Annotated in this window: 25 protein-coding genes; 18 read left to right on the top strand and 7 right to left on the bottom strand. The window is 67.8% G+C overall.

Annotation, left to right across the window (positions count from 1 at the left end; translation table 11 throughout):
• On the bottom strand, positions 1-228 hold a 228-nt coding region (locus tag IEW15_RS26080; protein ID WP_229708444.1), incomplete at its 3' end, for a hypothetical protein.
• Positions 229-246: 18 nt separating this feature from the next.
• Between IEW15_RS26080 and IEW15_RS21150 the strand changes: the two genes are divergently transcribed.
• The 5 genes from IEW15_RS21150 (at position 247) to IEW15_RS21130 (ending at position 5,249) form a co-directional block, all read left to right on the top strand.
• Positions 247-618 (top strand): tellurite resistance TerB family protein, encoded by a 372-nt coding sequence (locus tag IEW15_RS21150; RefSeq protein ID WP_229708443.1) that lies wholly within the window; start codon positions 247-249, stop codon positions 616-618.
• A gap of 160 nt (positions 619-778) precedes the next feature.
• Entirely contained in the window at positions 779-1,417 is a 639-nt protein-coding gene (locus IEW15_RS21145; protein ID WP_188581691.1) for a ribonuclease HII, read from the top strand.
• Positions 1,414-2,658, top strand: a complete 1,245-nt coding sequence (locus IEW15_RS21140) for a site-specific DNA-methyltransferase (protein ID WP_188581681.1) — start codon at positions 1,414-1,416, stop codon at positions 2,656-2,658. The genes IEW15_RS21145 and IEW15_RS21140 overlap by 4 nt, the downstream gene beginning before the upstream one ends.
• A gap of 130 nt (positions 2,659-2,788) precedes the next feature.
• Positions 2,789-4,507, top strand: coding sequence for a CYTH and CHAD domain-containing protein (locus IEW15_RS21135; protein ID WP_188581678.1), 1,719 nt, complete (start codon positions 2,789-2,791; stop codon positions 4,505-4,507).
• A 40-nt stretch (positions 4,508-4,547) separates the two neighbouring features.
• Entirely contained in the window at positions 4,548-5,249 is a 702-nt protein-coding gene (locus tag IEW15_RS21130) for an O-methyltransferase (protein ID WP_188581676.1), read from the top strand.
• A 10-nt stretch (positions 5,250-5,259) separates the two neighbouring features.
• On the opposite strand, the gene IEW15_RS21125 is transcribed toward IEW15_RS21130, so the two are convergent.
• The 4 genes from IEW15_RS21125 to IEW15_RS21110 all read right to left on the bottom strand — a co-directional run bounded on the left by IEW15_RS21125 (position 5,260) and on the right by IEW15_RS21110 (position 12,044).
• Entirely contained in the window at positions 5,260-6,789 is a 1,530-nt protein-coding gene (locus IEW15_RS21125) for a sensor histidine kinase (RefSeq protein WP_188581674.1), read from the bottom strand.
• A 14-nt stretch (positions 6,790-6,803) separates the two neighbouring features.
• Positions 6,804-8,282 (bottom strand): dihydrolipoyl dehydrogenase family protein, encoded by a 1,479-nt coding sequence (locus IEW15_RS21120; protein ID WP_188581672.1) that lies wholly within the window; start codon positions 8,280-8,282, stop codon positions 6,804-6,806.
• Positions 8,279-9,139 (bottom strand): TVP38/TMEM64 family protein, encoded by an 861-nt coding sequence (locus IEW15_RS21115; RefSeq protein WP_188581670.1) that lies wholly within the window; start codon positions 9,137-9,139, stop codon positions 8,279-8,281. The genes IEW15_RS21120 and IEW15_RS21115 overlap by 4 nt, the downstream gene beginning before the upstream one ends.
• 97 nt (positions 9,140-9,236) lie before the next feature.
• Positions 9,237-12,044, bottom strand: a complete 2,808-nt coding sequence (locus IEW15_RS21110; RefSeq protein WP_194446395.1) for a cation-translocating P-type ATPase — start codon at positions 12,042-12,044, stop codon at positions 9,237-9,239.
• Positions 12,045-12,409: 365 nt separating this feature from the next.
• Between IEW15_RS21110 and IEW15_RS21105 the strand changes: the two genes are divergently transcribed.
• The 7 genes from IEW15_RS21105 to argB all read left to right on the top strand — a co-directional run bounded on the left by IEW15_RS21105 (position 12,410) and on the right by argB (position 18,058).
• Complete coding sequence (locus IEW15_RS21105) at positions 12,410-13,108, top strand: hypothetical protein (RefSeq protein WP_188581668.1); 699 nt, start codon at positions 12,410-12,412, stop codon at positions 13,106-13,108.
• Between the two features lie 213 nt (positions 13,109-13,321).
• Positions 13,322-13,456: a 50S ribosomal protein L34 gene (gene rpmH, locus IEW15_RS21100; protein WP_188581666.1), complete on the top strand. Its 135-nt coding sequence runs from the start codon at positions 13,322-13,324 to the stop codon at positions 13,454-13,456.
• A gap of 121 nt (positions 13,457-13,577) precedes the next feature.
• Positions 13,578-14,006: a ribonuclease P protein component gene (gene rnpA / locus IEW15_RS21095; protein ID WP_188581664.1), complete on the top strand. Its 429-nt coding sequence runs from the start codon at positions 13,578-13,580 to the stop codon at positions 14,004-14,006.
• A gap of 47 nt (positions 14,007-14,053) precedes the next feature.
• Entirely contained in the window at positions 14,054-14,425 is a 372-nt protein-coding gene (gene yidD / locus IEW15_RS21090; protein WP_229708442.1) for a membrane protein insertion efficiency factor YidD, read from the top strand.
• Positions 14,418-16,145 (top strand): membrane protein insertase YidC, encoded by a 1,728-nt coding sequence (gene yidC / locus IEW15_RS21085; RefSeq protein ID WP_188581662.1) that lies wholly within the window; start codon positions 14,418-14,420, stop codon positions 16,143-16,145. The genes yidD and yidC overlap by 8 nt, the downstream gene beginning before the upstream one ends.
• A 202-nt stretch (positions 16,146-16,347) precedes the next feature.
• The gene (gene yihA / locus IEW15_RS21080) at positions 16,348-17,025 is read left to right on the top strand and encodes a ribosome biogenesis GTP-binding protein YihA/YsxC (RefSeq protein ID WP_188581685.1); all 678 of its coding nucleotides are present in this window, start codon (positions 16,348-16,350) and stop codon (positions 17,023-17,025) included.
• Between the two features lie 115 nt (positions 17,026-17,140).
• Positions 17,141-18,058: an acetylglutamate kinase gene (gene argB, locus IEW15_RS21075; RefSeq protein WP_188581661.1), complete on the top strand. Its 918-nt coding sequence runs from the start codon at positions 17,141-17,143 to the stop codon at positions 18,056-18,058.
• A gap of 91 nt (positions 18,059-18,149) precedes the next feature.
• Here argB and IEW15_RS21070 read toward each other — a convergent pair whose 3' ends face one another.
• Both IEW15_RS21070 and IEW15_RS21065 read right to left on the bottom strand, forming a co-directional pair.
• On the bottom strand, positions 18,150-19,370 hold the full coding sequence (locus IEW15_RS21070) for a globin-coupled sensor protein (RefSeq protein ID WP_188581659.1): 1,221 nt from the start codon (positions 19,368-19,370) through the stop codon (positions 18,150-18,152).
• 249 nt (positions 19,371-19,619) lie between these two features.
• Positions 19,620-21,290, bottom strand: coding sequence for an EAL domain-containing protein (locus IEW15_RS21065; protein WP_188581657.1), 1,671 nt, complete (start codon positions 21,288-21,290; stop codon positions 19,620-19,622).
• Between the two features lie 156 nt (positions 21,291-21,446).
• On the opposite strand from IEW15_RS21065, the gene IEW15_RS21060 reads away from it, so the two are divergent.
• The 6 genes from IEW15_RS21060 to IEW15_RS21035 all read left to right on the top strand — a co-directional run bounded on the left by IEW15_RS21060 (position 21,447) and on the right by IEW15_RS21035 (position 26,434).
• Positions 21,447-22,205, top strand: coding sequence for a pyrimidine 5'-nucleotidase (locus IEW15_RS21060; protein WP_188581655.1), 759 nt, complete (start codon positions 21,447-21,449; stop codon positions 22,203-22,205).
• A gap of 135 nt (positions 22,206-22,340) precedes the next feature.
• On the top strand, positions 22,341-23,210 hold the full coding sequence (gene dapD / locus IEW15_RS21055; RefSeq protein ID WP_188581653.1) for a 2,3,4,5-tetrahydropyridine-2,6-dicarboxylate N-succinyltransferase: 870 nt from the start codon (positions 22,341-22,343) through the stop codon (positions 23,208-23,210).
• A gap of 79 nt (positions 23,211-23,289) precedes the next feature.
• The gene (gene dapE, locus IEW15_RS21050) at positions 23,290-24,498 is read left to right on the top strand and encodes a succinyl-diaminopimelate desuccinylase (protein WP_188581651.1); all 1,209 of its coding nucleotides are present in this window, start codon (positions 23,290-23,292) and stop codon (positions 24,496-24,498) included.
• On the top strand, positions 24,495-25,097 hold the full coding sequence (locus IEW15_RS21045; RefSeq protein ID WP_188581649.1) for a hypothetical protein: 603 nt from the start codon (positions 24,495-24,497) through the stop codon (positions 25,095-25,097). Before dapE ends, IEW15_RS21045 begins: the two co-directional genes overlap by 4 nt.
• Positions 25,098-25,212: 115 nt before the next feature.
• Positions 25,213-25,776: a hypothetical protein gene (locus tag IEW15_RS21040; protein WP_188581647.1), complete on the top strand. Its 564-nt coding sequence runs from the start codon at positions 25,213-25,215 to the stop codon at positions 25,774-25,776.
• A 310-nt stretch (positions 25,777-26,086) separates the two neighbouring features.
• On the top strand, positions 26,087-26,434 hold the full coding sequence (locus IEW15_RS21035; protein WP_188581646.1) for a hypothetical protein: 348 nt from the start codon (positions 26,087-26,089) through the stop codon (positions 26,432-26,434).
• The last annotated feature ends 3 nt before the right edge of the window (positions 26,435-26,437 follow it).

Below are 26,437 nucleotides of genomic sequence, written 5' to 3'. Positions count from 1 at the left end.
CCCGATCAGCCGCAAGCGAAAACGGGCCGGATGGTCCGATGAATTCGCAAGGTCGATCATTGGGCAAATGCGATAGCCCTGCGCCGGCACCGGGGGCGGCTTGCCCCGCCCCGACGCTTCCGGTAACAATCGTGATCCTGGTGGCGCGTGATGCTGCATCATCCCGCGATATCCCACCTGTCGACGTTCCCGCCCATACATGGTTGACGATAAATGGCTGCCCATCATTCTGCCCTGATCCACACCATGGTCCTGATCTCTGCGGCCGACCGCGAGATGACCGACCTTGAACTGAAGACCATCGGCGACACGGTGCGGGGGTTGCCGGTGTTCCGCGACTTCGATCCGGCGACGCTTCCCGACATTGCCAGCGAGTGCGTGGGCATGCTTCAGGGCGAGGACGGCCTCGATGCCGTGCTCGACCATGTCGCGGCCGACCTGCCGACGAAGCTTCACGAGACCGCTTATGCGCTGGCCTGTGAGGTGGCGGCATCCAACGGCTCGGTCAGTCAGGAGGTGCTGCGGCTGCTGGAAATCCTGCGCCATCACCTGAATGTCGACCGCCTGCTGGCGGCCGCGATCGAGCGCGGCGTGCGCGCCCGTTACGCGCATCTCTGACCGGCCGATGTCGAAGATCGCGCCCGTGTCGATTGCACAGCCCCCGGTCACGCCGGTGGTGACGCTGCCGGCGGCACCCCGGCGCCGTCGCGGCCGGGCGGCGGAGCGCGCGGTCCTGGCGGCCCTGGCGGCGGATGCCGGCCTTGCCCGCGAGGCGGCGATGCCGGCGCTGGTGGTGGGCATCGACGAGGTCGGGCGCGGGCCCCTGGCCGGGCCGGTGGTGGCCGCGGCGGTGATTCTGGATCCGGCCCGTCCGATCGAGGGGCTGGGTGACAGCAAGACCTTGAGCCGCAAGCGCCGCGAGGCCTTGTATCCGCTGATCATGGCCCGGGCGCGGGTCGGTATCGGCGAGGCATCGGTGCGCGAGATCGACCGGCTGAACATCCTGAAGGCCAGCCTGCTGGCGATGCGCCGCGCCTGGGGCGCGCTGGATATCGGCGCGGCACCGCCCGAACTGGCGCTGGTCGATGGCGATCACAGCCCGGAACTGCCGATCCCGACCGTGCCGGTGGTGGGCGGCGACGGGCGGTCGCCGGCGATCGGTGCCGCATCGATCGTGGCCAAGGTGACCCGCGACCGGATCATGGCCGAGCTGGACCTGATCCATCCCGGCTATGGCTGGGCGCATAATGCCGGCTATGGCACGGCCGAGCATCTGGCGGCGCTGGAACGGCTGGGCGCCACCCATCACCACCGCGTGACCTTCGCGCCGGTGGCCCGCCTGGTGCGGTCGGCGGATGATGGTCTTCCGGCCGTATCCGAACCGCTGGTTCTTGCGGGCGAGGTGGCGGCGGAATGAGCCGGCGCCGCCCGATCGCGGCCGCTTTGCCGGCCGAGCCGCTGGACCCGGCGCAGATTGCGGGCCAGGTGATCGATGGCGACTGCATCGCGGTGATGCGCCGCCTGCCGGATGCCTGCGTCGACATGGTCTTCGCCGACCCGCCCTATAACCTGCAACTGGCCGGCCCCCTGCATCGTCCGAACAACAGCCGGGTCGCGGGGGTCGAGGATGACTGGGACAAATTCGCCGATTTCGCCGCCTACGACGCCTTCACCCACGCCTGGATGGCGGAAGCCCGCCGCATATTGAAGCCGGCCGGCACGATCTGGGTAATCGGCAGCTATCACAACATCTTCCGGGTCGGCGCGGCACTTCAGGATCTGGAGTTCTGGATTCTGAACGATGTGATCTGGCGCAAGACCAACCCGATGCCCAATTTCCGCGGCCGCCGGTTCACCAACGCCCACGAGACCCTGATCTGGGCCGCACGCGATGCCCGCAGCCGTTACCGGTTCAATTACAAGGCGCTGAAGCAGCTGAATGACGGGCTTCAGATGCGCAGCGACTGGCTGCTGCCGATCTGTTCGGGACCGGAACGGCTGAAGGATGACGACGGCCGCAAGGCCCATGCGACCCAGAAGCCGCTGGCGCTGCTGTATCGGGTGCTGCAGGCGGCCAGCGCTCCCGGCGATCTGGTGCTGGATCCGTTTTTCGGCACCGGGTCGACCGGCGTCGCCGCCAAGGCCCTGGGCCGGCGCTTCATCGGCATCGAACGCGATCCGGGCCATGTGGCCCTGGCCACCAGTCGCATCGCTGCCGCGCCGGATTCAGCCGATCCCCGGCTGCTGGGCGGCGACGGGTTCGAGCGTGAGCCCCGCATCGCCTTCGGGCTGCTGGTGGAAGCCGGCCTGCTGGCGGTTGGCGATACCCTGGTCGATCGCACAGGCCGCCACCAGGTGCGGGTGCGTGCCGACGGGCTGGTCGAGGCCGGCCGGGGCCGCAGCCAGGCCATCGGATCGATCCACCAGATGGGCGCGAAGGCAAGCGGCGGTCCGTCCTGCAATGGCTGGGTGTTCTGGCACGTCAGCCACCCCGACGGCACGTTGGAGCCGATCGACGGCCTGCGCCAGCACCTGCGCGCCGAGATCGCCCGTGGCCGCGACGCCGCGGCCGATGACCATGACGATGGCGACGACCGGATGGTTGACGAGGCAGGCGATGGCGATCTGACGACATACCCGGAGCAGCCGGTATCCTGACCCGGTCATGCGCCGCCGGGGTGGCGTCTGTCATCGGGGGCATGCATAATCCCGTGGTTTTTATCGTGCTGCGGCACGCAATCCGAGCCCCCGCGCATGGCGAGGGCCGGCGACCGGAAGCCCCGCTGCGATGCATCGCATTGAACTCGGCCTCAAATTCGCCATCGAGCCCGTTGGGCTCAAAAGTTTGCGGCAGCACCCGACGCTGAAAAATCTGCGGCTGGCCAAGCCGGTGACGCGGCCGTTGAAGACGGTCTATTTCGATACCGCCGATCATCATCTGCATGATCAGGGCATCATCGTGAAGGTGAGCAGCGCCGGGCGCCGCCATCTGCAATCGGTGAAATGCGCGGGTGCCGGGCCGGCCGGATCGGCGCTGATGGTCCGCGATGCCTTCGAGGACGCAATCGCCGACGATCGCCCCGATCTGCGGCTGCTGACCGGTACGCCGCTCGGCGCGTTGAGCGCCGATCCCGATCTGGCGGCTGCGCTGGCGCCGGTGTTCCTGTCGGATATCCGCCGCAGCAGCTATCGGCTGGGGGAGCCTGGCTGGGCGGTGGAACTGGTGCTGGATGAAGGCGTCATCGCCGACGCCACCAACCCCGAGCGCCACCTGCCGGTGACCGAGATCGAACTGCGCATGCTGGAAGGGCCGCCCGACCGGCTGTATCTGGTGGCGCTGTCGTTTCTGGACAGGGTGCGGCTGAAGCCGATGCTGCCGCCGAAGTCGACCCGTGGCTTCGCCCTGATCGCGGCAGGTGCCGGTGATGGGGGCGGCGCGGTCGAGCCTGCGATCGAGAAGGCGGCGACGGTGGCACTCGCCGGCGACATGACGGCGGCCGAGGGCTTCCGCTGCATCGCTCGTGCCTGTCTGGGCCAGCTTGCGGCGAACGAGGCCGCGGTACGCGCCGGCCGGCCCGAGGGGCTGCATCAGATGCGGGTGGCGGTGCGGCGGCTGAAATCGGCCTTGAGCACCTTCCGCGACATCTTTCCCGCCGCCCGCGACACCACGATCGCCGATCCGCTGGCAGCCGGCTGCGACCCGGTTCTGTTGACGCCGGCCGATATCAGGACCGCGCTGGGCTGGCTGATGGACATTCTGGGCCCGGCACGGGATGCCGATGTGTTCGTGGACGAGACCCTTGCCGGGGCCGAGAAACTGCTGGGCGCCGAGCCGTTGGCGGGTTTGCGCGCCGCGGTGGAGGACGACCGGCGCGCGGCCTGGGCCGCCGTGGCCAGAGGGCTCGACGATCCGCGCTTCGCGCGCCTGCCGCTGGTGCTGGGGGCCTGGATCGAAGCCGGCCACTGGCTGGCCGAAGCCGGCGTGCCGGCCATGCCGTTCGGCGGGATCGTGGCACATCAGCAGACCGATACCGATACCGGTACCGCCGAGGCACCGGAGGGCGATGGTCAGCCCGTTGACACGGCATCGCAGCCGGGTGCGCAGCCGCTGGGGGATTTCGCGGTGGCGGTGCTGGACAAGCGGCTGAAGAAGGTGCGGCACAAGGGCCGTGGCCTGGGACATCTGGAGCCCGATGCGCGCCATCAGGTGCGCATCCAGGTGAAGAAGCTGCGCTATGCCTGCGAGTTCTTCGAAAGCCTGGCCGACAAACGCAAGCAGGCAACCACCTTTGCCAAAAAGCTGAAGGCCCTGCAGGACGGTCTGGGGGCGCTGAACGACATTGCCGTCGCCCGTCATCGCCTGGATGATCTGGCGACGCGGCCGGGGCTTGGCTATCCAGCGGGCATGATCGCCGGTGCCCATGCGGCGGCGGCGGCCGACGAACTGGCCGATGCTGTGGCGGCGTGGAAAAGCTTCCACAAGACCGCCGAACCGTTCTGGTCCTGACGCAACGACACCTGACGCAACGACTGTGGGGGCTTCCACCATGCCGTCTGCCATCGATCCGCGCTGGCGCGATGTCGACCTGTGGTTCGCCGACCGGCTGTTGCCCCCTGATCCGGCGGGTGCCGCGGCGCTGGCGGCCAATCAGGCGGCCGGCCTGCCCGCCCATGACGTCTCGCCGCTTCAGGCGCGCATGCTGGCGCTGATCGCCCGCATGCTGGGCGCGCGGCGGGTGCTGGAAATCGGCACGCTGGGCGGCTACAGCACCATGCACCTGGCCCGCGCCCTGCCCGATGGCGGGCAGATCGTGACCCTGGAGGCTGATCCGCATCATGCAGGCGTGGCGGCGGCCAATCTGGACCGGGCCGGGCTGGCGGCGCGGGTCGATCTGCGGGTCGGCCGCGCGGTCGACAGCCTGCCGGAACTGGCCAGGGCCGTGGCGGCGGGTGTGGCCGCGCCGTTCGATCTGGTGTTCATCGATGCCGACAAGCCGTCGAACCCGGTCTATCTGGACTGGGCGTTGACACTGGTGCGGCCGGGGGCGGTGATCATCGCCGACAATGTGGTGCGTGACGGCCGGGTGACGGATCCTGATGGCGATGCCTCGGTCCAGGGGGTGCGGGCCTTCACCGACAAGGTCGCGGCCGATCCGCGCCTGACCGCCACGGTGTTGCAGACCGTGGGCGTGAAGGGGTATGACGGCTTCATGATGATCCTGGTCGACGCCGCGCCGGCGGCGCCCTGACGCCGGTTCATCAGGCCTCTGCCGGCAACCACAGCGTGAAGCGGCTGCCGCCGGTGCCGCTGCGGTCCAGACGGACATCGCCGCCATGGGCGCGGGCCAGATCGCGGGCGATGGCAAGGCCAAGACCGGTGCCGCCGGGCTTGGTCGATCCGGTGAAGGCTTCGAACAGATGCGCCGCCGCCTTTGGCGCCAGACCGGGGCCGGTGTCTTCGACATGGATGGCGATGCCGTCATCATGGCGGGCCGCCGACAGGGTGAGGCGGTGGCCGCCATCGGGCGGTGGGCTCGCTTGCATGGCCTCAAGCGCGTTGCGGACCAGATTGGCCAGAATGCGATAGATCAGATCGTGATCGGCGGTGGCGATCAGCCCGGCGGGCAGGGCATTGACCCGGGCGGCCGGGCCGCCATCCATCACCGGCACCAGCGGATCGGCGATGCCCGGGGCGGGATCGGCCTCGACCGTCGCCAGCACCTCGGCCGCCACCTGCGCCAGATCGAGCGGCGCGCGCATCGGCGCCGGGGTTTCGGTGGTGGCGAAGCCCAGCGACCGGCCGCACAGCGCGATCGCCCGTTCCAGCGCCGCGATCATCGGCGGCAGCAGCCGGCGGACGGCGGGGCTGGCCTCGCGCTCGATGCGATCGGCATTGAGCAGGGCGGTGGAGAGCAGGTTGCGCAGGTCGTGGTTCAGCTTGGCGACGGCAGCACCCAGCCCCGCCAGCCGGGTTTTCTGGTCCAGCGCCCGGCGCACGCTTTGCTGCATCATCGCCAGTTCGCGCTGCACGATGCCGATCTCGTCGGCGCGCCGGGTGGTGGGGATGAGCCGGCCGGCATCCTCGGGCGCCTCGCGGAACGCCATCACGGCGGCGGCCATCTGGCGCATCGGCCGCACCATCATCCGTTCGATTGCGGCATAGAGCAGGGCGGCGACGATCGCCGACAACACGATGGTCAGGGTCAGGATGCGGATCGAATAGGCCCGCATCTCGTCGCGCAGGTCACGTTCCTGGAACAGCACGTCGACCAGCATCTCCGGCGCCATCGGTGCCGGCCCCAGCACCCGGATCAGCCGCGGTTCCGATTTCAGCAGGCAGTCGACCGCGTCGCGGATCAGGGTATAGGGGGTCTGGTCGCGCAGATCGACGGTCATCGCCGCCGGCGCCGTCTCGCCCAGCATCAGCACCGGGCCGCCCGGCCGGGTGAGGGTGACCGACACCACCATGCCATTGGCCAATAGGGTCTTCTCCAGCCCCGGTGTCACCGCCATGTCGCGATCCTCCAGCGCCAGACTGGCCAGATGTGCTGATGCGAGTCGCGCCTCCAGGAACACCAGCCGATAGCGGGCGATCGAGGGCAGATAGATCAGCACCTCGCCCAGCACCACGAAGGCGATTGTCAACAGCAGCAGCCGTCCCGACAGGCTGTCGGCCAATGGTATCCGGCGCCGGGGCAGCCGCCGCCGGGGCGACCGGGCGCGCTGGATCTGGCGGACGCGGGCAGAACGGCGCGCGGGAAACAGCCGGCTGACGAGGCGGTGGCGCATGGGCGGGGGCTCGTTCACGGCAGGTGCCGCAGCAGACGGACCAGCCGCCGGATGCGCGGGCCGAACAGCCGCGCGGTGAAATGGCTGCCGGCTGCCCGTTTCGAGGCCTCGCCCCGGGTGGGATAGGCGGCGATCAGCCCGGCGACGGCGCCGATCTTCAACCGGCTGCGGATGGCCAGCTCCCACATCCCCAGCAACTCGCCGGCATGGACGCCGGCGATGCCGGCGCCAAGGATGCGGCCATGGCGCCCGACCAGCACCTTCACCATGCCCTCGGTCCGGCCGTCGGTGCGGGCGCGGTCGTTCTCGGCGAATGGCCAGCGCAGCACCGTGACCTGTCCGTGGCGGGCCAGGGCCTCGGCCTCGGTGGGGCCGACCCGGGCCAGTTCGGGATCGGTGAAGATCACCCGCGGGATGGCCCGGGTCTCGACCCGCGCCGGCAGGCGGAACAGGGCGCGGCGCAGCACGATGCCGGCCTGATGTGCCGCCATATGGGTGAAGCGCTGGGGCGGCGCGCCGTCGATGCCGGCGGCGCAATCGCCGATCGCGAAGATCCGCCGGTTGGTGGTCTGCATCGACCGGTCGACGCGGATGCCGTCGTCATCGACCATCACCCCGGCCGCGGCCAGATCCAGGCCGTCGACCACCGGCCGGCGGCCGGTGGCGACCAGAAGCTGATCGCCGACCACCAGCCGGCTGCCGCCATCGGCCAGCGCCAGATGCAGCCGGGCACCGTCGCCGCCGGGGCCGGGTTCCGCCACCACGGCGCGGGCATGGTCGATCAGCGCCACGCCCTCGGCCAGCAGCCGCTGGCGGATCACCTCGACCAGTTCCGGATCTTCCGTCGGCAGCAGGTCATGGGCGGTGATCAGGGTGACGGCCGATCCCAGCCGGATATGGGCCTGAGCCATCTCCACCCCCACCGGTCCGCCGCCCAGCACCAGAAGATGGGCGGGTTGCATGCGGTCGGTGAAGATGGTCTCGTTGGTATGCGCCACCACCCGGTCCAGCCCCTCGATCGGCGGCAGGGCCGGCTTCGATCCGGTGGCGATCACGAAGCGCCGGGCCCGGATGATGGTGATGGTGCCGTCAGTGGCGTGCGCCTCCACCCGGTCGCGATCGATGAACCGGGCATGGGCTGCGATGACATCGACACCCAGCCCCTGAAACCGGGCGGCGCTGTCCATCGGCGTGATCGCGGCGATCACGGCGGCGACACCATCCTTCACCGCCCGGAAATCCACCACCGGCGGGGGGCCGGACAGGCCCAGTGCCGGCCAACCTTGCGTGCCGGCCATGGCGGCGGCACGCGCCAGCAGTGCCTTCGATGGCACGCAGCCGGTGTTCAGGCATTCGCCGCCCATGCGGCCGGCTTCGATCAGCACCACACCGGCACCCATCTGGGCGGCGCCGGCGGCGACGGTCAGCCCGGCGGCACCGGCGCCGATCACGCAGATATCGGTCTCGATGCGGCGCGGGGCAGGACCGGTCATGGGCGTCTCCGTGCGGGATCGCTGGATGGCGGGGCGGGGTCGCTGGACGGCGAGGCCGGGTCGCTGGACGGCGGGGGCGGGGGCGGAAGGCATGCGCGGCCCCGGCGCCACGCCCTGACATGCGACACCAAAGCCGGCAGCAGGGCAAGCACGGCAAGACCGCTCAATCCCGCCAGGATCTCTGTCGACATCAGGTCGGACCAGGACGGCACCTGACCTGCCGCCAGAAGATCCCCCAGCCCGGCGCCGATGCTGACATAGATCAGCGCGCCCGGGGCGATGCCGATCAATGTCGCCAGGGCATAGGCCCGGCCCGACATGCCGAAGATCGCCGGCGCTATGTTGACCAAGACAAATGGAAACACCGGCATCAGCCGCAGGAACAGCAGATAGCTGAAGGCATTGCGTCGGAACCCCGCCTCCATGCGGGCAAGCCGGGCACCGCCATGGCCGCCGATCCGGCGTTCCAGCATGGGGCGCAGCGCGCTGCGTGCGGCCAGGAACACCGCGATCGCCCCCAGTGTCGCCGCGACGATCACCAGGCCCACGCCCGCGACAACCCCGAACAGCACCCCAGCGGCCAGGCTGAACAGGGTGGCGCCGGGCAGCGAGATGGCGACCGCCACGGCATAGCCGATGCCGAAGACTATAGCGGCCAGCAGCGGATGCCGGCCGACCAGACCGGTCAGCCGATCGTGATGATCGGCCAGCGCCTGCAGGGTCAGCGCATGGTGCAGGCCGCCGGCCAGCGCCGCCGCCAATGCCGCCACCATCACCACCAGCGGCAGCCAGCGCCGGACGGCGGCGGCTGTCCGGGGTCGGTCGGGTGGGGGGGATGGCTGCGGGCGCTGGGCCATGGGGCGGGGCGGCTTTCATTGGCGGGGCCGGTCATCACAGATGTAACGACCGGGCCATGTCACCGCCAATAAACTTGCCGTGAACGGCGCGTGTGCATCAGCGCCGCCGACGCAACAGGCGGGTGATCTGCTTCTCCACCTCGACGCAGGCGAACAGGGCCACGCCCGCCATGGTCGCGATGCCAAGGTCGGTCAGGTCCATGGGCACACTGGTGAACAGCCGGTTCATCGGCGGCCACCAGGTGAACAGGGCCTGGGCGGCCAGGGTGGCGCCCACCCCCAGCAGCACGGCCGGCGTGCCCAGAATGCCGCGCAGCGTCAGCGACGGCCCGGCCATATAGCGCACGGCGAACAGATAGAAGATCTCCATCGCCACCACCGCGTTGACCACCAGGGTGCGGGCGCCGGCAATGTCATGGCCGCGTGCCAGACCGATCTGGAACACGGCAAAGGTGCCGGCCACGAACAGCATCGACACGAAACAGATCCGCCACAGCAGGAAGCGGCTGATCAGCGCGGCATCGGGGGTTCGCGGCGGCCGGCGCATCGCCGCCGGCTCGGCTGGCTCGAAGGCAAGGGTCAGGCCAAGGCCGACGGCGGTGATCATGTTGATCCACAGGATCTGCACGGCGGCCAGCGGCAGCACCGCCCCGAACAGAATGGCGGCCACGATCGCCATGCCCTCGCCGCCATTGGTGGGCAGGGTCCAGGCGATCACCTTGCGCAGATTGTCATAGACCGTCCGGCCCTCGCGGATCGCCGCCACGATCGAAGCGAAATCGTCATCGGCCAGCACCATCTGTGCCGCCTGCTTGGCGGCCTCCGTGCCCTTGTTGCCCATGGCGACGCCGACATCGGCGCGCTTCAGCGCCGGTGCGTCATTGACGCCGTCGCCGGTCATGGCGACCACGGCGCCCCGCGACTGAAGCGCCTCGACCAGCCGCAGTTTGTGCTCGGGGCTCACCCGGGCGAAGATATGGCGCTCATGGGCCAGCCGGGTGAATTCCTCAGGCGAGGCCGCATCCAGCAGCGCGCCGGTCGCGGCCGGATGATCGCCCACCATGCCCATGTCGCGGCCGATCGCCTCGGCGGTGACCGCATGGTCGCCGGTGATCATCTTGACCGAGATGCCGGCCGCGCGCGCCGCCGCCAGGGCCGCGATCGCCGCCGGGCGTGGCGGGTCGATCATGCCGATCAGACCCAGCAGCGTCAGGCCGTCGGCAACCCGTGCCACATCCGGCATCCGGTGGTCGGCGACCGGTCGGGCGGCGATGGCCAGCACCCGCCTGCCGCGCCGGGCCAGCGCCTCGATGCGATCCTCCCACCGCAGCCGGTCGTTCTCGTCGGCCACGCACATGGCGATCAGCACCTCGGGCGCGCCCTTCACGCACAGCAGCGCCGGCGCCTCGGGGTTGCCGGCGCTGCTGTGCAGCGTGGCCATCCAGCGGTGGCGGCTGTCGAAGGGGATCAGCCCGATCCGCGGCCAGGCCGCCCGGGCCTGATCCTGATCGACACCGGCCTTGGCCGCGAACCGCACCAGGGCCGCCTCCATCGGGTCGCCCTCAACCGTCCAGCGGCCATCGGGGGCGACGTGCAGGGTGGCGTCGTTGCACAGCAGGCCGGCCCGGGCGATGGCCGCCAGCTCTGATGCAGAGCTGGCGGGCAGCGTCGCCGCCAATCCCTCCGCCCCGTCAACGCCCTCCGCCCCGTCAACCCTCTCCGCCCGCTCAATCCCATCCCGCAAGGCCTCGCCATCGGCGCCGGCCAGGGTGATGGCGCCGTCCGGGCCATAGCCATTGCCGGCCACCGCCAGTGCCACATCCGGCAGCACACAGTCGCGGACCGTCATCTCGTTGGCGGTGAGGGTGCCGGTCTTGTCGGAGCAGATCACCCCGATCGCCCCCAGCGTCTCCACCGCCGGCAACCGGCGGACGATCGCGCTGCGGCGTGCCATGCGCTGAACGCCGATCGCGAGCGTGATGGTCATCACCGCCGGCAGCCCTTCGGGGATCGCCGAGACCGCAAGCCCGACCACGGCCATGAACGCCTCGTCGAAGGCATAGCCGCGCAGACCCACCGCCACCGCGAACACCACGGCGGACAATGCCAGGATCATCGCCGACAGCCGCCGTCCGAAGGACGCCATCTGGCGGACCAGCGGGGTTTCCAGGGTTTCCACCGCATCGATCATCCGGCCGATGCGGCCAAGCTCGGTGGCGCTGCCGGTCGCGACCACCAGACCGCGTGCCTGGCCGGCGGTGGTCATGGTGCCGGAATAGGCCATGCAGATCCGGTCGGCCAGGGCCGCGTCGGCCGGGGTGGGGCGGGTCGACTTTGCCACCGGCACCGACTCGCCGGTCAACGCGCTTTCGTCGACATGCAGGCCCGATGCCTCGATCAGCCGCAGATCGGCCGGCACCCGGTCACCGGCCTCGATCAGCACGATGTCGCCGGGCACCAGGGCGGCGGCATCGACCGTGGTGCGCCCGCCATCGCGCAGCACCGCCGCGCGCGGCGCGATCATGTCGCGGATCGCCGCCAGTGCCTTCTCGGCCCGGCCTTCCTGCACGAAGCCGATCGCGGCATTGATCAGCACCACGCCCAGGATCACCGCGGCATCGACCATATGCCCCAGCGCCAGGGTGATCGCGGCGGCAACCAGCAGCACATGGATCAGAACATCGCGGAACTGGCCGGCGATGCGGGCCGCCAGGCTGCGCCCGCGCGCCGCGTCAAGCGCGTTGGGGCCATAGGCATCGAGCCGGGTCGCGGCCTCGGCGACGCTGAGCCCGCCGGGGCCGGTACCCAGCGCCGACAGGGCGGCATCCGCCGTGGTGGCATGCCACGCGGTCATCGCATCCTGCGGCGCGGTCGGGGACGTGGGGGCGGGACGCTGATCGGTCATGATGTCGGGCCATCCTTGTCGAACCGGACGATGCTGGGAGGCAACCATTGCAGATCGCAACCATAGCATGATGCAGCGCAGCATCGTCCGCTTTGATCCAGAACAAATGCCATCTGCGGCCCCGCGCTTGCGGTTGCGGGTCCCGATCGCAAGCCCTGCGATCTGGCGTTGGCGCGGCATGATCGACGAGGGCCGTCAGGCCCGGCGGCGCGCGGGGAGTCTGGCGCGGGGCCGGCTCACCTCTTCCACTAAAATATGACCACGATGATATGAAATAATTAGTAGCACATGGTCTCATGTTGTATGAATTGCGACGCTGTTCGCGTCGGGCGTCAGTGCCGCACCCATGTCCACCGAGGCTATTCATGCGTGTCCTTCGTATCGCCGCCGTGGTTGCCCTCGCCGCGGCCAGCGCGGCCTGCGCGTCGATCACTGCTGGCTCAACCCAGTCAATCGCTGTTCAAACCAGCCCTGAAGCGGGCGCGCAGTGTGAGTTGCGCAATGACAAAGGTGCCTGGACCATTCCGTCCACACCAGGCAGCACCTCGATCAGCAAGTCCTATGACGACATGACCATCGTGTGCAGCACGCCCACGGGGTGGAACGGGAGCACCAGCATCCGGTCGGAAACCGCTGGCGCCGCCTTTGGCAACATCATTGCCGGCGGCTTGATTGGCGCGGCTGTGGATATGAGTTCGGGTGCCGCCTATCTGTATCCTTCATCGGCGATCGTGATGATGACCCGGCAGCCAGAGCCGAAGGCGGACACACCCGCGCCAGAGCCGAAGGCGGATACATCGGCGCCAGAGCCGAAGGCGGATACACCCGCGGCCGTCCCGGTGCTGGGCATGACGCTCGTGGATGATGCACCGGCCAAACCTGCCACGGAAATCCCGGTCAGCCTGTTGCCCACGGCCGGGCAGGCTCGGGCAGCCGAAGCTGCCCGTGGTGATGCCCGGATCCTGGCCGAGCGTCTGTCTGAACTCGACGACCTGTACCGGCGCGGCGTAATCGATGCCGAATATTTTGCCCGGCGTCGGGTCATGCTTCTGGAGCAGCGCTGAACCTGGCGTGGTGTCGGTACCGGCAGGCACGCCGTCGCCTTGATTGTCTGGCGGCAATACGATCGGCTGCCGCTTGCGATTGACACTGGGGGGGCGTGCCCGTATAAGCCCGTGGTTATTCGGGTTTCGCCGGCAGGCGCGGCCCGCCCGGCTTGTTGATGATGCCGGGAACGGGGCCATCGTGCCGGGCACAGCAGACATGGAGTTTCTATCGTGAAGCGGACTTATCAGCCAAGCAAGCTCGTTCGCAAGCGCCGTCACGGCTTTCGGTCGCGGATGGCGACCGTTGGCGGCCGCAAGGTTCTGACCAACCGCCGCGCGTGTGGCCGCAAGCGCCTCAGCGCCTGATCGGACCGGCTGTGCCGGGTCGTGAATGCGTCGAGGCCAGCCGGTCATGGCGCGGCCGCGATCGTGACTGCATGAGGCCCGACTGCATGAAGGCCGGCCCCGACTGTATGAGGACCGGGCAGTGAAGGCGGGGGTCGACGGGCTGAAGCGGCGCGGCGAGTTTCTGGCCGCCGCACGCAGCGGCATGAAATGGGCGACAGCCGGGGTCGTGGTTCAGGCCCGCCCCTGGACGGCGCCGGAAAGCCAGGCGCACGGTGCCCGCAGGGTTGCCGTGCGGGTGGGTTTCACCGCCAGCCGCAAGGTGGGTAATTCGGTGGCGCGCAACCGCGCCCGCAGGCGCCTGCGCGCCGCTGCCGAGGCCTGTCTGCCCGATGCTCCCCCGGGGCACGACTATGTGCTGATCGCGCGGGTGGCGACGATCGACCGCCCTTATGACCGGCTTGTCGCCGATCTGGCCGAGGCGCTGCGCAAGGCGCCGCGACCAAGGCCGGCGCGATCGAAGCCACGCTCTTCGGCCACGGCGCCGGGAGCGCCCGGCGGCGGCACATGACCGGTCGGATCCATCACGCCTCATGCGGCTGCCGGCGGCCCGACGGGATGGCTGTCCCTGACGACGCGATCCTGGGCGGCGCTGTCTGTGATGTGGAAGGCGGCGCCCCGGCTCAGGGCAGGACGCCCCGGCGGGGCATGATCACCCGCGGCATCGCCGGGGCCATGATCGTGCTCGTCCGGGGCTATCAGCTTGTCATCTCTCCCTATCTGCCGCCGCGATGCCGGCATCTGCCGACCTGTTCGGCCTATGCGATCGAGGCGGTGCAGCTTCATGGACCCGTACATGGCGCCTGGCTGGCGCTCCGGCGGGTGCTGAGGTGTCATCCGTGGGGGACGTCGGGTTTCGATCCGGTGCCGCCCCGTCCCGGACCCGGTGCTGCTTCAGGCGCCGGCAAATCAGGTGAGGCCGATGCCTGAACAGCGCAACCTGATGATCGCGATGGTCCTGATGATCGCGATCCTCTTCGGTTACTACCTCCTCGTCCCGCAGCCCCAGCGGCCCCAGCAGCCGGCCGAGATCGTGTCGACCGAAGCAGGCCAGACTGCATCGGGCCAGACTGCGCCCGGTCAGGCCGGCATCCCGGCCGCACCCGGCTCCGGCCCGGCCGCGCAGGCACCGCTCGACCGCGCCGCGGCGCTGGCGCGCGATCCGCGGGTGCGGATCGATGCGCCGCGTATCTCGGGCTCGATCAGCCTGCAAGGCGGGCGGATCGACGATGTGGCGCTGGTCGATTATCACGAGACCGTCGATAACAGCTCGCCGCGCATCGAACTGCTGTCGCCGCTGGGGTCGAACGCCGCCTATTACACGCAGACCGGCTGGGTCGCATCGGATGACAGCGTGCCGCTGCCCGGTCCCGACACCCGCTGGACCGCCGACAACGAGGTGCTGACCCCTGACCGGCCGGTGACCCTGACCTGGGACAACGGCCAGGGCCAGACCTTCGAACGCGTGATCGCGATCGACGCCAATTACATGTTCACCGTGACCGACCGGGTGGTGAACAGCGGTGACGCGGCGCTGACGCTCTATCCCTATTCGCTGGTCTCGCGGTCGGGCACGCCCCAGACCCTGGGCTTCTATATCCTGCACGAAGGCCCGCTGGGCGTGCTCAACGGCACCCTGCAGGAATATGACTACGACGATCTGGCCGAACGTCAGGGGCCGATTTCGGCACCGTCGACCGGTGGCTGGTTCGGCATCACCGACAAATACTGGCTGGCCGCGGTCATTCCCGATACGTCGGACACGGTGACGGCGCGCTTTGGCCACACCGTCGTCGGCGGCACGTCCAAATATCAGGTCGATTATCTGGGGTCCGCCCATGAGGTGGCGCCCGGCGGCACCGCCAGCAATGTGTCGCGGGTGTTTGCCGGTGCCAAGGAACTGGACGTTCTGGATGGCTATGGCGACAGCCTGGGCATCGAGAAGTTCGACCTGGCGATCGATTTCGGCTGGTTCTATTTCCTGACCAAGCCGATCTTCATCGTGCTGCTGTGGATTGAAGGCATCGTCGGCAATCTGGGCGTGTCGATCCTGATCCTGACCCTGCTGACCAAGGCGCTGTTCTTCCCGCTTGCCAACAAGTCCTATGTGGCGATGAGCAAGATGAAGAAGCTTCAGCCCGAGCTGGTGAAGCTGCGCGAGCGTCACAAAGACGACAAGATGCGGCTCAATCAGGAGATGATGGGGCTGTACAAGAAGGAGAAGGTCAATCCGGCCGCCGGCTGCCTGCCGATCCTGGTTCAGATCCCGGTCTTCTTTGCCCTGTACAAGGTGCTGTTCGTCACCATCGAGATGCGGCACAAGCCGTTCTTCGGCTGGATCCACGATCTGTCGGCGCCGGATCCGATGTACATCACCAACCTGTTCGGCATGCTGCCCTATACCCCGCCGCACTTCCTGGCGATCGGTATCTGGCCGGTGCTGATGGCCATCACCATGTTCCTGCAGCAGAAGCTGAACCCGGCTCCGGCCGATCCGATGCAGGCCAAGGTGATGATGTTCCTGCCGGTTATGTTCCTGTTCCTGTTCGCGGGCTTCCCCGCCGGACTGGTGGTGTACTGGACCTGGAACAACCTGCTCTCGATCGGCCAGCAGTGGCTGATCATGCGCCGGATGGGCGTGAAGGTCTGATCAACTGAATGAAGGTGTCCTGCGGATGATCGCCGAACACGACGACGGGCAGCGGGATGGCGACCCTGAGCGGACCCTTGCCGAGACCACCCAGACCCCGGCCGCATCTGCGGCCGGGGTTCCGGTTTCTGATGATGCCGCCCCGGCCGACGCGGTCCCGGCCGCCTCCGCCGCCTCCGCCGGCACCGTCGATACGGATGGTGTGGATGAAGGCGGTGCCGATACCGCCGACGACGATCTCGACCCCGGTCTGGTCAAGGCCGGGCGCAGCCTGCTGCTGGGGCCGGTGAGCTTTGTGATGGGCGTGGCCCGCCTGACCGATATCCCCGACCCGGACCTGCCCGAGATCGCCTTCGCCGGCCGGTCGAATGTCGGCAAGTCCAGCCTGATCAACGGCCTGACCGAGCGTGGCAATCTGGCGCGGGTGTCGAATACGCCGGGGCGCACTCAGCAGTTGAACTTCTTCCGCTTCGGCGATGCCATGCTGATGGTCGACATGCCCGGCTATGGCTATGCCGAGGCGCCCAAGGCGATCGTGAAGACCTGGCAGAAGATGGTATTCCGCTATCTGCGCGGCCGCAGCACGCTTGCCCGGGTCTATGTGCTGATCGATGCCCGCCACGGCGTGAAAGACAATGACCGCGAGGTCTTCAAGCTTCTCGACGATGCGGCGGTCAGTTATCAGGTGGTGATGACCAAGGCCGACAAGGAAAAGGCCGCGGTGCTGGCCCGGCGCCTGAAGGCGACGGAAGACGAGCTGCGCCGCCATGTCGCCGCTTACCCTAAGGTGATCGTGACCAGCAGCCGCAAGGGTCGGGGGCTTGAGGCGCTGCGCGCGGCGATCGCCCAGTTGCTGATCGAGAACCGGGGCGGCGCCTGACGCCGCCATCTGCGGCCACCACCTGCCGCTTGCAACCGCGCCTCACTCTTTCATGATGTCCAGGCATGATGTCCGGGACGCCCACGACATCGCCCGCCTTCAGGGGAGCTGCCCGATGACCACGCCCAAGACGCCCAATTCGATTTCCGACACGAAGCACTGGCTGCGCACCGCGGCGACCATCTCGGATGCGCTGCCCTATCTGCGCCGCCATTCCGGCAGCACCTTCGTGATCAAATATGGCGGCCACGCCATGGGCGATGCGTCGCTGGCCGAGACCTTCGCGCGCGACATCGTGCTGCTGAAGCAGGTGGGCATCAATCCGGTGGTGGTTCATGGCGGCGGTCCGCAGATCGGTCAGATGCTGGAGCGGCTGAAAATCGCCTCCAGCTTCATCGACGGCCTGCGCGTCACCGACAAGGCCACGGTCGAGGTGGTGGAAATGGTGCTGGCCGGGTCGATCAACAAGCAGATCGTGGGCGCGATCAACGCCGCCGGCGGCACCGCCATCGGCATCTGCGGCAAGGACGGCAATCTGATCCGGGCCGAAAAGCTGCGCCGCACCAAGCGCGACCCCGACAGCAATATCGAGCGGATCCTGGATCTGGGCTTCGTGGGTGAGCCGACCGAGATCAACGACAAGGTCATCACCACCATCGCCCAGTCCGATATGATCCCGGTGATCGCACCGGTGGGCGTGGGGCCGAAAGGCGAGACCTTCAACATCAATGCCGACACGGCGGCCGGCGCCATCGCCGCCGCCGTCCAGGCCCGCCGGCTGCTGATGCTGACCGATGTGCCGGGCGTGCTGGACAAGGAAGGCAATCTGATCGCCGATATGAGCGTCGCGGAAGCCCGCCGCTATATGGCCGACGGCACCATCACCGGCGGCATGATCCCCAAGGTCGAGACCTGCATCCAGGCGGTGGAAGGTTCCACCGAGGCGGCGGTGATCCTGGACGGTCGGGTGGCGCATGGCATGATGCTGGAAACCTTCACCCATCGCGGCATCGGCACCCTGATCCACGCCTGACCGGCATGGCCTGACCGGCATGGGGCTTCAGACAGACAAGGGGCACCAGTGCGCGTCACTGGTGCCCCTTGTCGTCGGATGACTCTTGTGGTCAGGTGGCCTTCACGTCCTTCAGGAAGTCGTCGACTGCCGAGCGCAGCGCGGTCGACTGGTTCGCCAGGGTGGAGACGGCGGTGCCCAGTTGACCGGCGACCTCGCGGCTGGCGGTTGAGCCGTCGCGGATACCGGCCATCAGCTCCGACACCCGGCGGTTGCCGGTGGCGGCCTGCTGAATGCTGCGGGCGATCTGGCGGCCGATATCGTCGGTGGCGGTGGCGGTCTGGTTGGCCAGGTTCTTCACCTCGCCCGCGACGACCGCGAAGCCGCGCCCGGCCTCGCCCGCGCGTGCCGCCTCGATCGTGGCGTTCAGCGCCAGAAGATTGGTCTGCTTGGCGATGTTGTTGATCAGCGTCACGACCTCGTCGATCCGGCCGGCCGCCTCGGACAGCGTCTGGACGACGCCATCGGTGCGGCGGGCGTCGTCGACGGCGCGGCCGGCCATCTTGGCCGACTGGGCCACCTGCGAGCCGACTTCGGCCACCGATGCCGCCAGTTCCTCGGTGGCGCTGGCCACGGTCTGCACGTTCTCGGCGGTTTCCTCGGCGAGGCCCGCGGCATTGGACGAGCCCTGCACCGAGGTTTCGGCCATGGTCGCGATCCGTGATGCCGCCTGGCCGACATCGTCGCCGGAACGGCCGAGGTTCTGCACCACCTGGCCCATACGGGCATCGAAGGTGGCGGCAAGCGCCGCCATGGCCCGCTGCTTGCTTTCCTGTGCGGCCTGATCATAGGTCTCAAGCAGGGCTTCAAGATCCAGCCAGGCAACTTTGCCCAGCGCCCGGCGATAGGCGTCGGCATCGCCACTGCGACGGTTGTGCCCGAACAGGCCGCCCCTGCCGCCGTTTGACGCCGCCAGGTCGTCCAGAATGGCACCGCTGACCGTGGAATGGCAGATGGCGACGGCATAGCCCGGCACGCCGTGATCATAGAAGGCCTGGGCCAGCGCCCGGGCCGATGCCGCGAAACCATCATCGAGCCGGCCGCTGGCAACCCGGATCCAGTGGCTGAGGCGCACGCTGTGGACCTGCGGGTCCATCAGCGCGCGCTGAATTTCGGGCCAGCCGGCGAAGCGCTTGTGCAGCGCGTCGAGCAGGGCCGGCAGACGGCGCTCGATCTCGCTGCGCCGCGCGCTCAGCAGGCGCAGGTCGTCATCCGTGACATCGAAGGCGGTGCACCGGCGACGCTGGTCGGCATCAAGGCTCTGGATGGTCATGTCAGTCGCAGTCCTGCCAGAAGACGAGAAAAGGAATCGTTGCGTGGATGGGGGGCGGTGGGGAGATACGATTGCCCTGGATCTACCGTTCATGAGCGGGCTGTCGGGCAACGTGTATCACCGTTGCAACTGATATAGAGCTTATCGGATAAGAGTCTCGAATTGGTAAATGCTCGAAAAATTATTTTGAGAAGATTTAGTGTAAGCAAGATTATATACAGATGCGCGAATGTCTTTGCTTGCTATTCGTCAGGCGGGCGGCTGATCGTGGAAATCTGCAATATCAACAGAGGGGCGGCCAAACAAATATCCCTGTCCGTACTGAACGCCATTCGACCGCAGAAAATTCGCAGTGGCCTCGTTTTCAATCATCTCGCCGACAGTAATAATGCCAAGACCATTGCAAAGTTGGATGATCGCTCGCAAGAACTTGCGGTCGTCGTCGGTCTTAAGGGCATTGCGGACATAGGAACCGTCGATCTTCACCAGATCGACCTTCAGCGCCCGCAGATATTGAAAAGAGGCGGAGCCGGAGCCGAAATCGTCCAGGCAGACCTTGTGGCCGGCCTTGCGCAGATCCTGAAGGAAGGCATTTGCCCGGGCCAGATCGTCGATCCGCGCGGTTTCCGTCACCTCGAACATCAGCCGGTCGCGCATCGGCCCCAGCGAGGCGAGCAGCTTGTTGAAGCCGACGATGAAGCTCTCGCTTTCGATCGACCGTGCCGACAGGTTCACGGCCAGCCTGAGGACGGTGCCGCGCTGCTCTGCACGCTTGATCTTGTCGATCACCATCCGGCAGATCGCGAGATCGAATTCCTCGATGAAACCGGCCTGCTCGGCGAAGGTGATCACCTCGAACGGGCTTTCATCCGCCCGTTTCAGCCGCAGCAGCGCCTCGTAATGTTCGACCTGGCGCGAGCCCAGATCGACGATCGGCTGCAAGGCGACGCGGAAATCCCGCCGGCGGATGATGCCGCGATACTCGGCGATCCGCTTGGCGGTGTCGTCGACCATCTCGTTGTGCTGGCGCCGCAGGCTGTTGATCCGGCCCGACAGCTTGCGGTCCTTCAACTGGTCGGCCACGAACGAGATCGCGCGGGCGACGTCGGTGGAGCCAAGCTCGGCGCCATCCAGCGGCATGGTCGCCATCCGGAACCCCAAGACATCGCCCTTGGGGTCGACCGACCGCGCCAGCCGGCCGACCTGATCGCGCAGCTTGGCGATATCGGTGTCGGCGCCATGGATGACGCTGTAGGTGTCCTGGTCCAGTCGGGCGGCGCTGTCGCCGACCACGGAATTGGCCCGGAGCAGGCTGGTCAGATTGGCCATGAATTCATCGGTCAGCGACCGGTCGAGCTGCTGGCGCAGCAGGCCGAAGCGTTCCAGATGCAGCAGGGTCATCTCATAGGCAGCGCCGATGTCATGGGCTTCCTGCTGGCGGTGCTTGGCGATCTGGGCGAACGACCGGGCACTGATCAGCCCGGTCTCGACGTCGCGCGCTTCCGTCGCCACATCGGTGGCGACCATGTATTTGGGCAGCGACAGGGCCAGAAAATAATGCCCGCCCAGATCGGGCAGGCGATACCCGCTGACGATGGCGCGGCGGGTGACGGTGGCCAGCGGGTTCATCAGCCGCACCATCACCGCTTCGAACCGGCCGGCGACGCCGGGCCGGTCCAGAACCGCGGTGATCATCCGGCGGTCGTCTTCCGCCACCAGCTCGTCCAGGGACAGGCCGATCAGACGGTCCTGCTCCCGTCCCAGAAGCCCGGTGGTGGCGCCCGCCACGAAGGAGATGATCCGGTTCTCGTCCAGCTCCATCAGGATGTCGGCAGCCGTGAAGGCCAGCGCGACGAAGCGGTCGCGTTCCTGCTTCAGGCTGCGCATCGGTTCTGGAGTTGTGGCGGTCTGGCGGGACATCTGACCCTTGTCTTGAAAGCATCGTCCCCGATCTTCCATCAGGAACGCTGCCAAGTATATCGCCAAGCTATGTCAAGGAAGGCTTAACGTCACCGCGATCATCCATGCTGCCGCGATGATACACTGCGAGCCTGCCACAGCGAGAAGGCATTGCCCATGACCCATACCCCATCCGCCCCACCTGCGAACAGCCTTATCGGTCCGGTGGCACTGAAGCCCGGCCTGGACTGGTCGGCGCTGGATCATGTCGACACCTGGGTGTTCGACCTGGACAACACCCTGTATGCGGCCGGATCGCGGCTGTTCGATCAGGTGCACCGGCGGATGACAGCGTTCATCATGACCGCCTTCGATCTGGACCGCGATGCCGCCCTCACTCTGCAACGCGACTATTTCCGCGCCCATGGCTCCACCTTGCGCGGTTTGATGGTGCATCACGGGCTGAACCCGCATGACTATCTGGACTATGTCCACGACATCGACGTCAGCGTGCTGGAGCCGGCACCGGTGGTCGGGGCGGCGATCGACCGGCTGCCTGGCCGCAAGCTGGTGTTCACCGCCGGCTCCACCGCCCATGCCGATCGTATCCTGACCCGGATGGGGCTGGCCGACCGCTTCGACGGCATCTTCGACATCGTCGCCGCCGATTTCGTGCCCAAGCCCGCGCCGGCGGTCTATGACCTGTTCTGCAAGGTGCATGGTGTCGACGGGGCACGTGCCGTGCTGTTCGAAGACAGTGCCCGCAATCTTGAGCCGGCGGCGGCGCTGGGCATGCGCACGGTGTGGATCAACACCGGCGAGCCGTTCTCGCAACTGGGATCGAAGGGCAGCCATATCGACTGGGTCTCGCCCGATCTGGCATTGTGGCTGGAGGCGTATATGGCGCATCTGGACACGGTCGGGCGCGCGGGCTGAAGACGGCGCGGGGCCGGCGGCACGCCGGCCATGGCCGGCGCCGCCGGGAGCGCTTCGTTGACACCCGTGCGGGGGTGCCTAAACTGCCGTCGACACCACCACAGCCCCCGTGCCGCCGCCGCCGAAGGACATGACATGACCGCCACCACCACCGCGCCCGCCATTGCCGATCTGGCATCCGTGATCGATGCCGCCTGGGAAAGCCGTGCGGAGATCGGCATTTCGACCACCGGCGAGATCCGCGATGCGGTCGATGCGGCGCTGGATGCGCTGGATGGCGGCCGGCTGCGCGTGGCCGAGAAGGCGGCCGATGGCAACTGGGTGGTGCATCAGTGGCTGAAAAAGGCGGTGCTGCTGTCGTTCCGCCTGAACGACATGGCACCGATCGCCGGCGGCCCTGGTGACAATGCGCCCTGGTTCGACAAGGTGCCGTCGAAATTCGAAGGCTGGGACGATGCCCGCTTCCGCGCCGCCGGCTTCCGCGCGGTGCCGAACTGCATCGTGCGGCGCTCGGCCTATATCGCACCGGGCGCGGTGCTGATGCCGAGCTTCGTCAATATCGGCGCCTATGTGGGCGAGGGCACCATGGTCGACACCTGGGCCACCGTGGGCTCGTGCGCGCAGATCGGCCGCAACGTCCATATCTCAGGGGGTGCCGGCATCGGCGGTGTGCTGGAGCCCCTGCAGGCGGGCCCGGTGATCATCGAGGACGGCGCCTTCATCGGCGCGCGGTCGGAGGTGGCGGAAGGCGTGATCGTGGGCGAGGGCGCGGTGCTGTCGATGGGCGTGTTCCTGGGCGCCTCGACCAAGATCGTCGATCGCGAGACCGGCGCTGTTCATATCGGCCGGGTGCCGCCCTTCGCGGTGGTGGTGCCGGGTGCCCTGCCGGGCCGGCCGCTGCCCGACGGCACCCCCGGCCCCAGCCTGTACTGCGCGGTGATCGTCAAGACCGTCGATGCCCGCACCCGCGCCAAGACCGGCATCAACGAATTGCTGCGGACCTGAACGCCTGCGCCGGCGGGCAGCCGGATCGGCCGCCCGCCGCTTTGACCACCGTCAGTCACGACCGACCGGACCCGATCCCATGCCCGTCATCGACACCGTCGCGCTCGCCCGCGACCTGATCCGCCGCCCCAGCGTCACTCCGGCCGATGCCGGGGCGCTGGACGTGTTGCAGGCGGCCCTTGAGGGGCTGGGCTTCACCTGCCACCGGCTGCCGTTCCAGCAGCCGGGCTGGGATCCGGTCGACAATCTGTATGCGGCGATCGGCGATCGCGGGCCCGGCCTGCCGGTGCTGGGCTATGCCGGCCATACCGATGTGGTGCCGGTCGGAGATGCCGGGTCGTGGACGGTCGATCCGTTCGGCGGCGACATCATCGATGGCCAGTTGTGGGGCCGGGGCGCCGTCGACATGAAGGGCTCGATCGCGGCCTTCGTGGCGGCGGTGTCGCGCTATCTGGATCAGGGCGGCCGGCCGCGGCTGGCGATGGTGATCACCGGCGACGAGGAACGCGACGCCATCAACGGCACGGTCAAGATGCTCGATTGGATGCGGGCGCGGGCCGAGCCGATGGACCATTGCCTGGTGGGCGAGCCGACCAACCCGACCCGGCTGGGCGAGATGATCAAGATCGGCCGGCGCGGCAGCGTGACCGGGTTCCTGACCGTCTATGGCGCCCAGGGCCATGTCGCCTATCCGCATCTGGCCGACAATCCGGTGCCGCGGCTGCTGCGCATGCTGTCGTCGGTGGTCGAACACGAACTCGACCAGGGCACGCCCTATTTCCAGCCATCGAGCCTTCAGGTCACCACCATCGACATCGGCAATCCGGCAACCAATGTCATTCCCGGCATCGCCAGGGCCGCGTTCAACGTGCGCTTCAACGACCTGCACAGCCCTGCCAGCATCGAGCGCTGGATCAGGGGTGCCTTCGACGCGGTCGGCGGCAAATACGATCTGGACTACCGCGTCACCGGCGACGCCTTTCTGACCGAGCCGGGTCCGTTCTCCACCCTGGTTGCCGGCGCGGTTGCGGCCGAATGCGGTGTCACGCCCGAACTGTCGACCACCGGTGGCACATCGGATGCCCGCTTCATCAAGGATTACTGCCCGGTCTGCGAATTCGGCCTGATCGGCCAGACCATGCACAAGGTGGATGAACGGGTGGGGGTGGACGTGCTGACCGCGCTGTCGCGGATTTACGAGCGGGTGATTGCCGATTATATGGCCAACCCGCCGGCGATGCGCCCGGACGATATGGCGGTGGCCGCAACCACCAGGGCCGCCACGTGAGTGCCGGCGGCGGATATCTGATCCGCGGCCTGATCGCGGGGGCGCGACTCGCCTGTTTCGACCGGCGGGCCATGGCCCTGTTGCCCGGTGACGTCACCGGGTTCTGGCGATCGTTCTGGGCGCTGCCGCTGGCGCTGCCCGGCTATCTGCTGCTGTATTCCCTGCCCAATCCGGCCGGCATCGAAGACCCGGTGCCGGGCGATGCCGCGACCGCCGATGTCATCGCCACCGTCGCCAGCACCAGCGACGGGCTGGGGGTGTATGGCGATATCCTGCTGGACATGATCGCCTGGGCGAGCTTCCCGCTGCTGCTGCTGATCATGGCCCGGCGCACCGGCGTCGCCCGTGGCTTCGTCACCTATGTGCCCGCGCGCAACTGGCTGTCGCTGGTTCAGGTCTATCTGATGGTGGGCGTGATCGCCCTGGCGGCGGCAAGCCCGCCGGCCCTGGCGGGGCTGGTGACCACGCTGGCCCTGGCGGCGCTGATCGCCATGGAATGGTTCATGACCCGGCTGACACTGGGCCTGTCATCGGCGGTGGTGACCCTGATCGTGCTGCTGTCGATCTTCTGGCCGATTGTGCTGGCGCGGCTGGTTTGAGATGCTGCTTCTGTTCCACCGGGGCGGGAGATACGATCAATGCGGAAGCGACGCGACAGTCGCCACAAGATCATGCGTGAGCCCTCCAACGGTGCGTTGAGACGCTGGAGGCGACATGCCGGCTGATTTTTCGATCGAGACCGAGTGGTTCGAGAGTGATGTCGGGCCTGCGGAGGATCGGGCGACCGCCGCGTGGCTGACGATCCGCTGCGGGGATCAGATCGCCGCCGACGTGCAGCGTCAGGGCGAGGATCGCGTCGAGCATGCGGTTCCGGTATCGGCCTATCCGCTGGCTCTGTGGTTTGCCGCCAACTGGTGGCGATTGCGATTTGAAGGCGCCGCCGCCGATCCACACGGCCTGTCATGGCGTCTGGCGCATGAAATGCCGGCCGCTGGTCATGGCTTTGTCTGGCCCCGGGGCCGGATCGTTTCCGACGGCGATATGCTCGGGGTCTCGGCCCGCCCGTCCGGCGGCTTTGAACATGGGATCCGGTATCTGTCGGACATCAATGTCCGGGTTCCAGCGGCGGCTTTTGAAATGACTTTTGAAATGGCTGTCGATCAGTCGACCAGACCGGCGCTCCACGGTTCGCTCAGCGCCGCCCGCACGGCGTCGAAGCCCTGGTCCAGGCTGGCTGCGAAGCCCGGTAAGGCACCGCGCTCCGTCATCATGGCCTGAAAGCGTGCATGAGGTCGGCCGCTTGCGCGAGAGCCGGCGCGCGGTCCCGGATGAAGCCGTGTTCCCGCTCCGGCAGCGTATCGGGATCGGCCAGCAGCAGTCCGGTGGGGCGATCTTGTTTGACTCCCGGATCGCGTTTGCTTCGGCTATACGGCCGGGCTGGCGAGGCCGGGCTGGCGAGGCCGGGCTGGCGAGGCCGGGCTGGCGAGGCCGGGCTGGCGAGGAAGGACTCGCTCACGCTACGATGGTGAACTCCAGGCGTCCGGTGTCGACGCTGTGCGGGCCCCATCGACAGTGAGATCGCCTTCCCATGAACCTTGCCCGCCTCACGATTGTTGCCGCCACGCTCGCTCTGACCCTCACCGCCACGCAACGCCAGGTGTCCGCGGGAGCTGTCTTCGCGGCCAAGGAGAACACCCTCAACGGCACCTGTCACAGCTCCAAAACCACGATCATTCACAAGAACAATGTCAGTGCCGCCAATGCGGGCTGTAGTCAGCTGTTACTCAGCTTTGTCAACAATTTGGGAGATAATCCCATCAACGCCTATGTCGTGGGCTTGGATTCGAACAACAGAGTTGGTAATTGCTCACCCTACCCATCGGGCAGGGAAGGCGGTGGCTTGGGTTGGGTAACCGGATTGGCCTACCAGATGTAGATT

It is taken from the genome of Tistrella bauzanensis (assembly GCF_014636235.1).
Classification (GTDB): Bacteria; Pseudomonadota; Alphaproteobacteria; order Tistrellales; family Tistrellaceae; genus Tistrella; species Tistrella bauzanensis.
The sequence above is the reverse complement of the archived record's forward strand: the minus strand, read 5'-3'. Positions and strand labels throughout refer to the sequence as shown.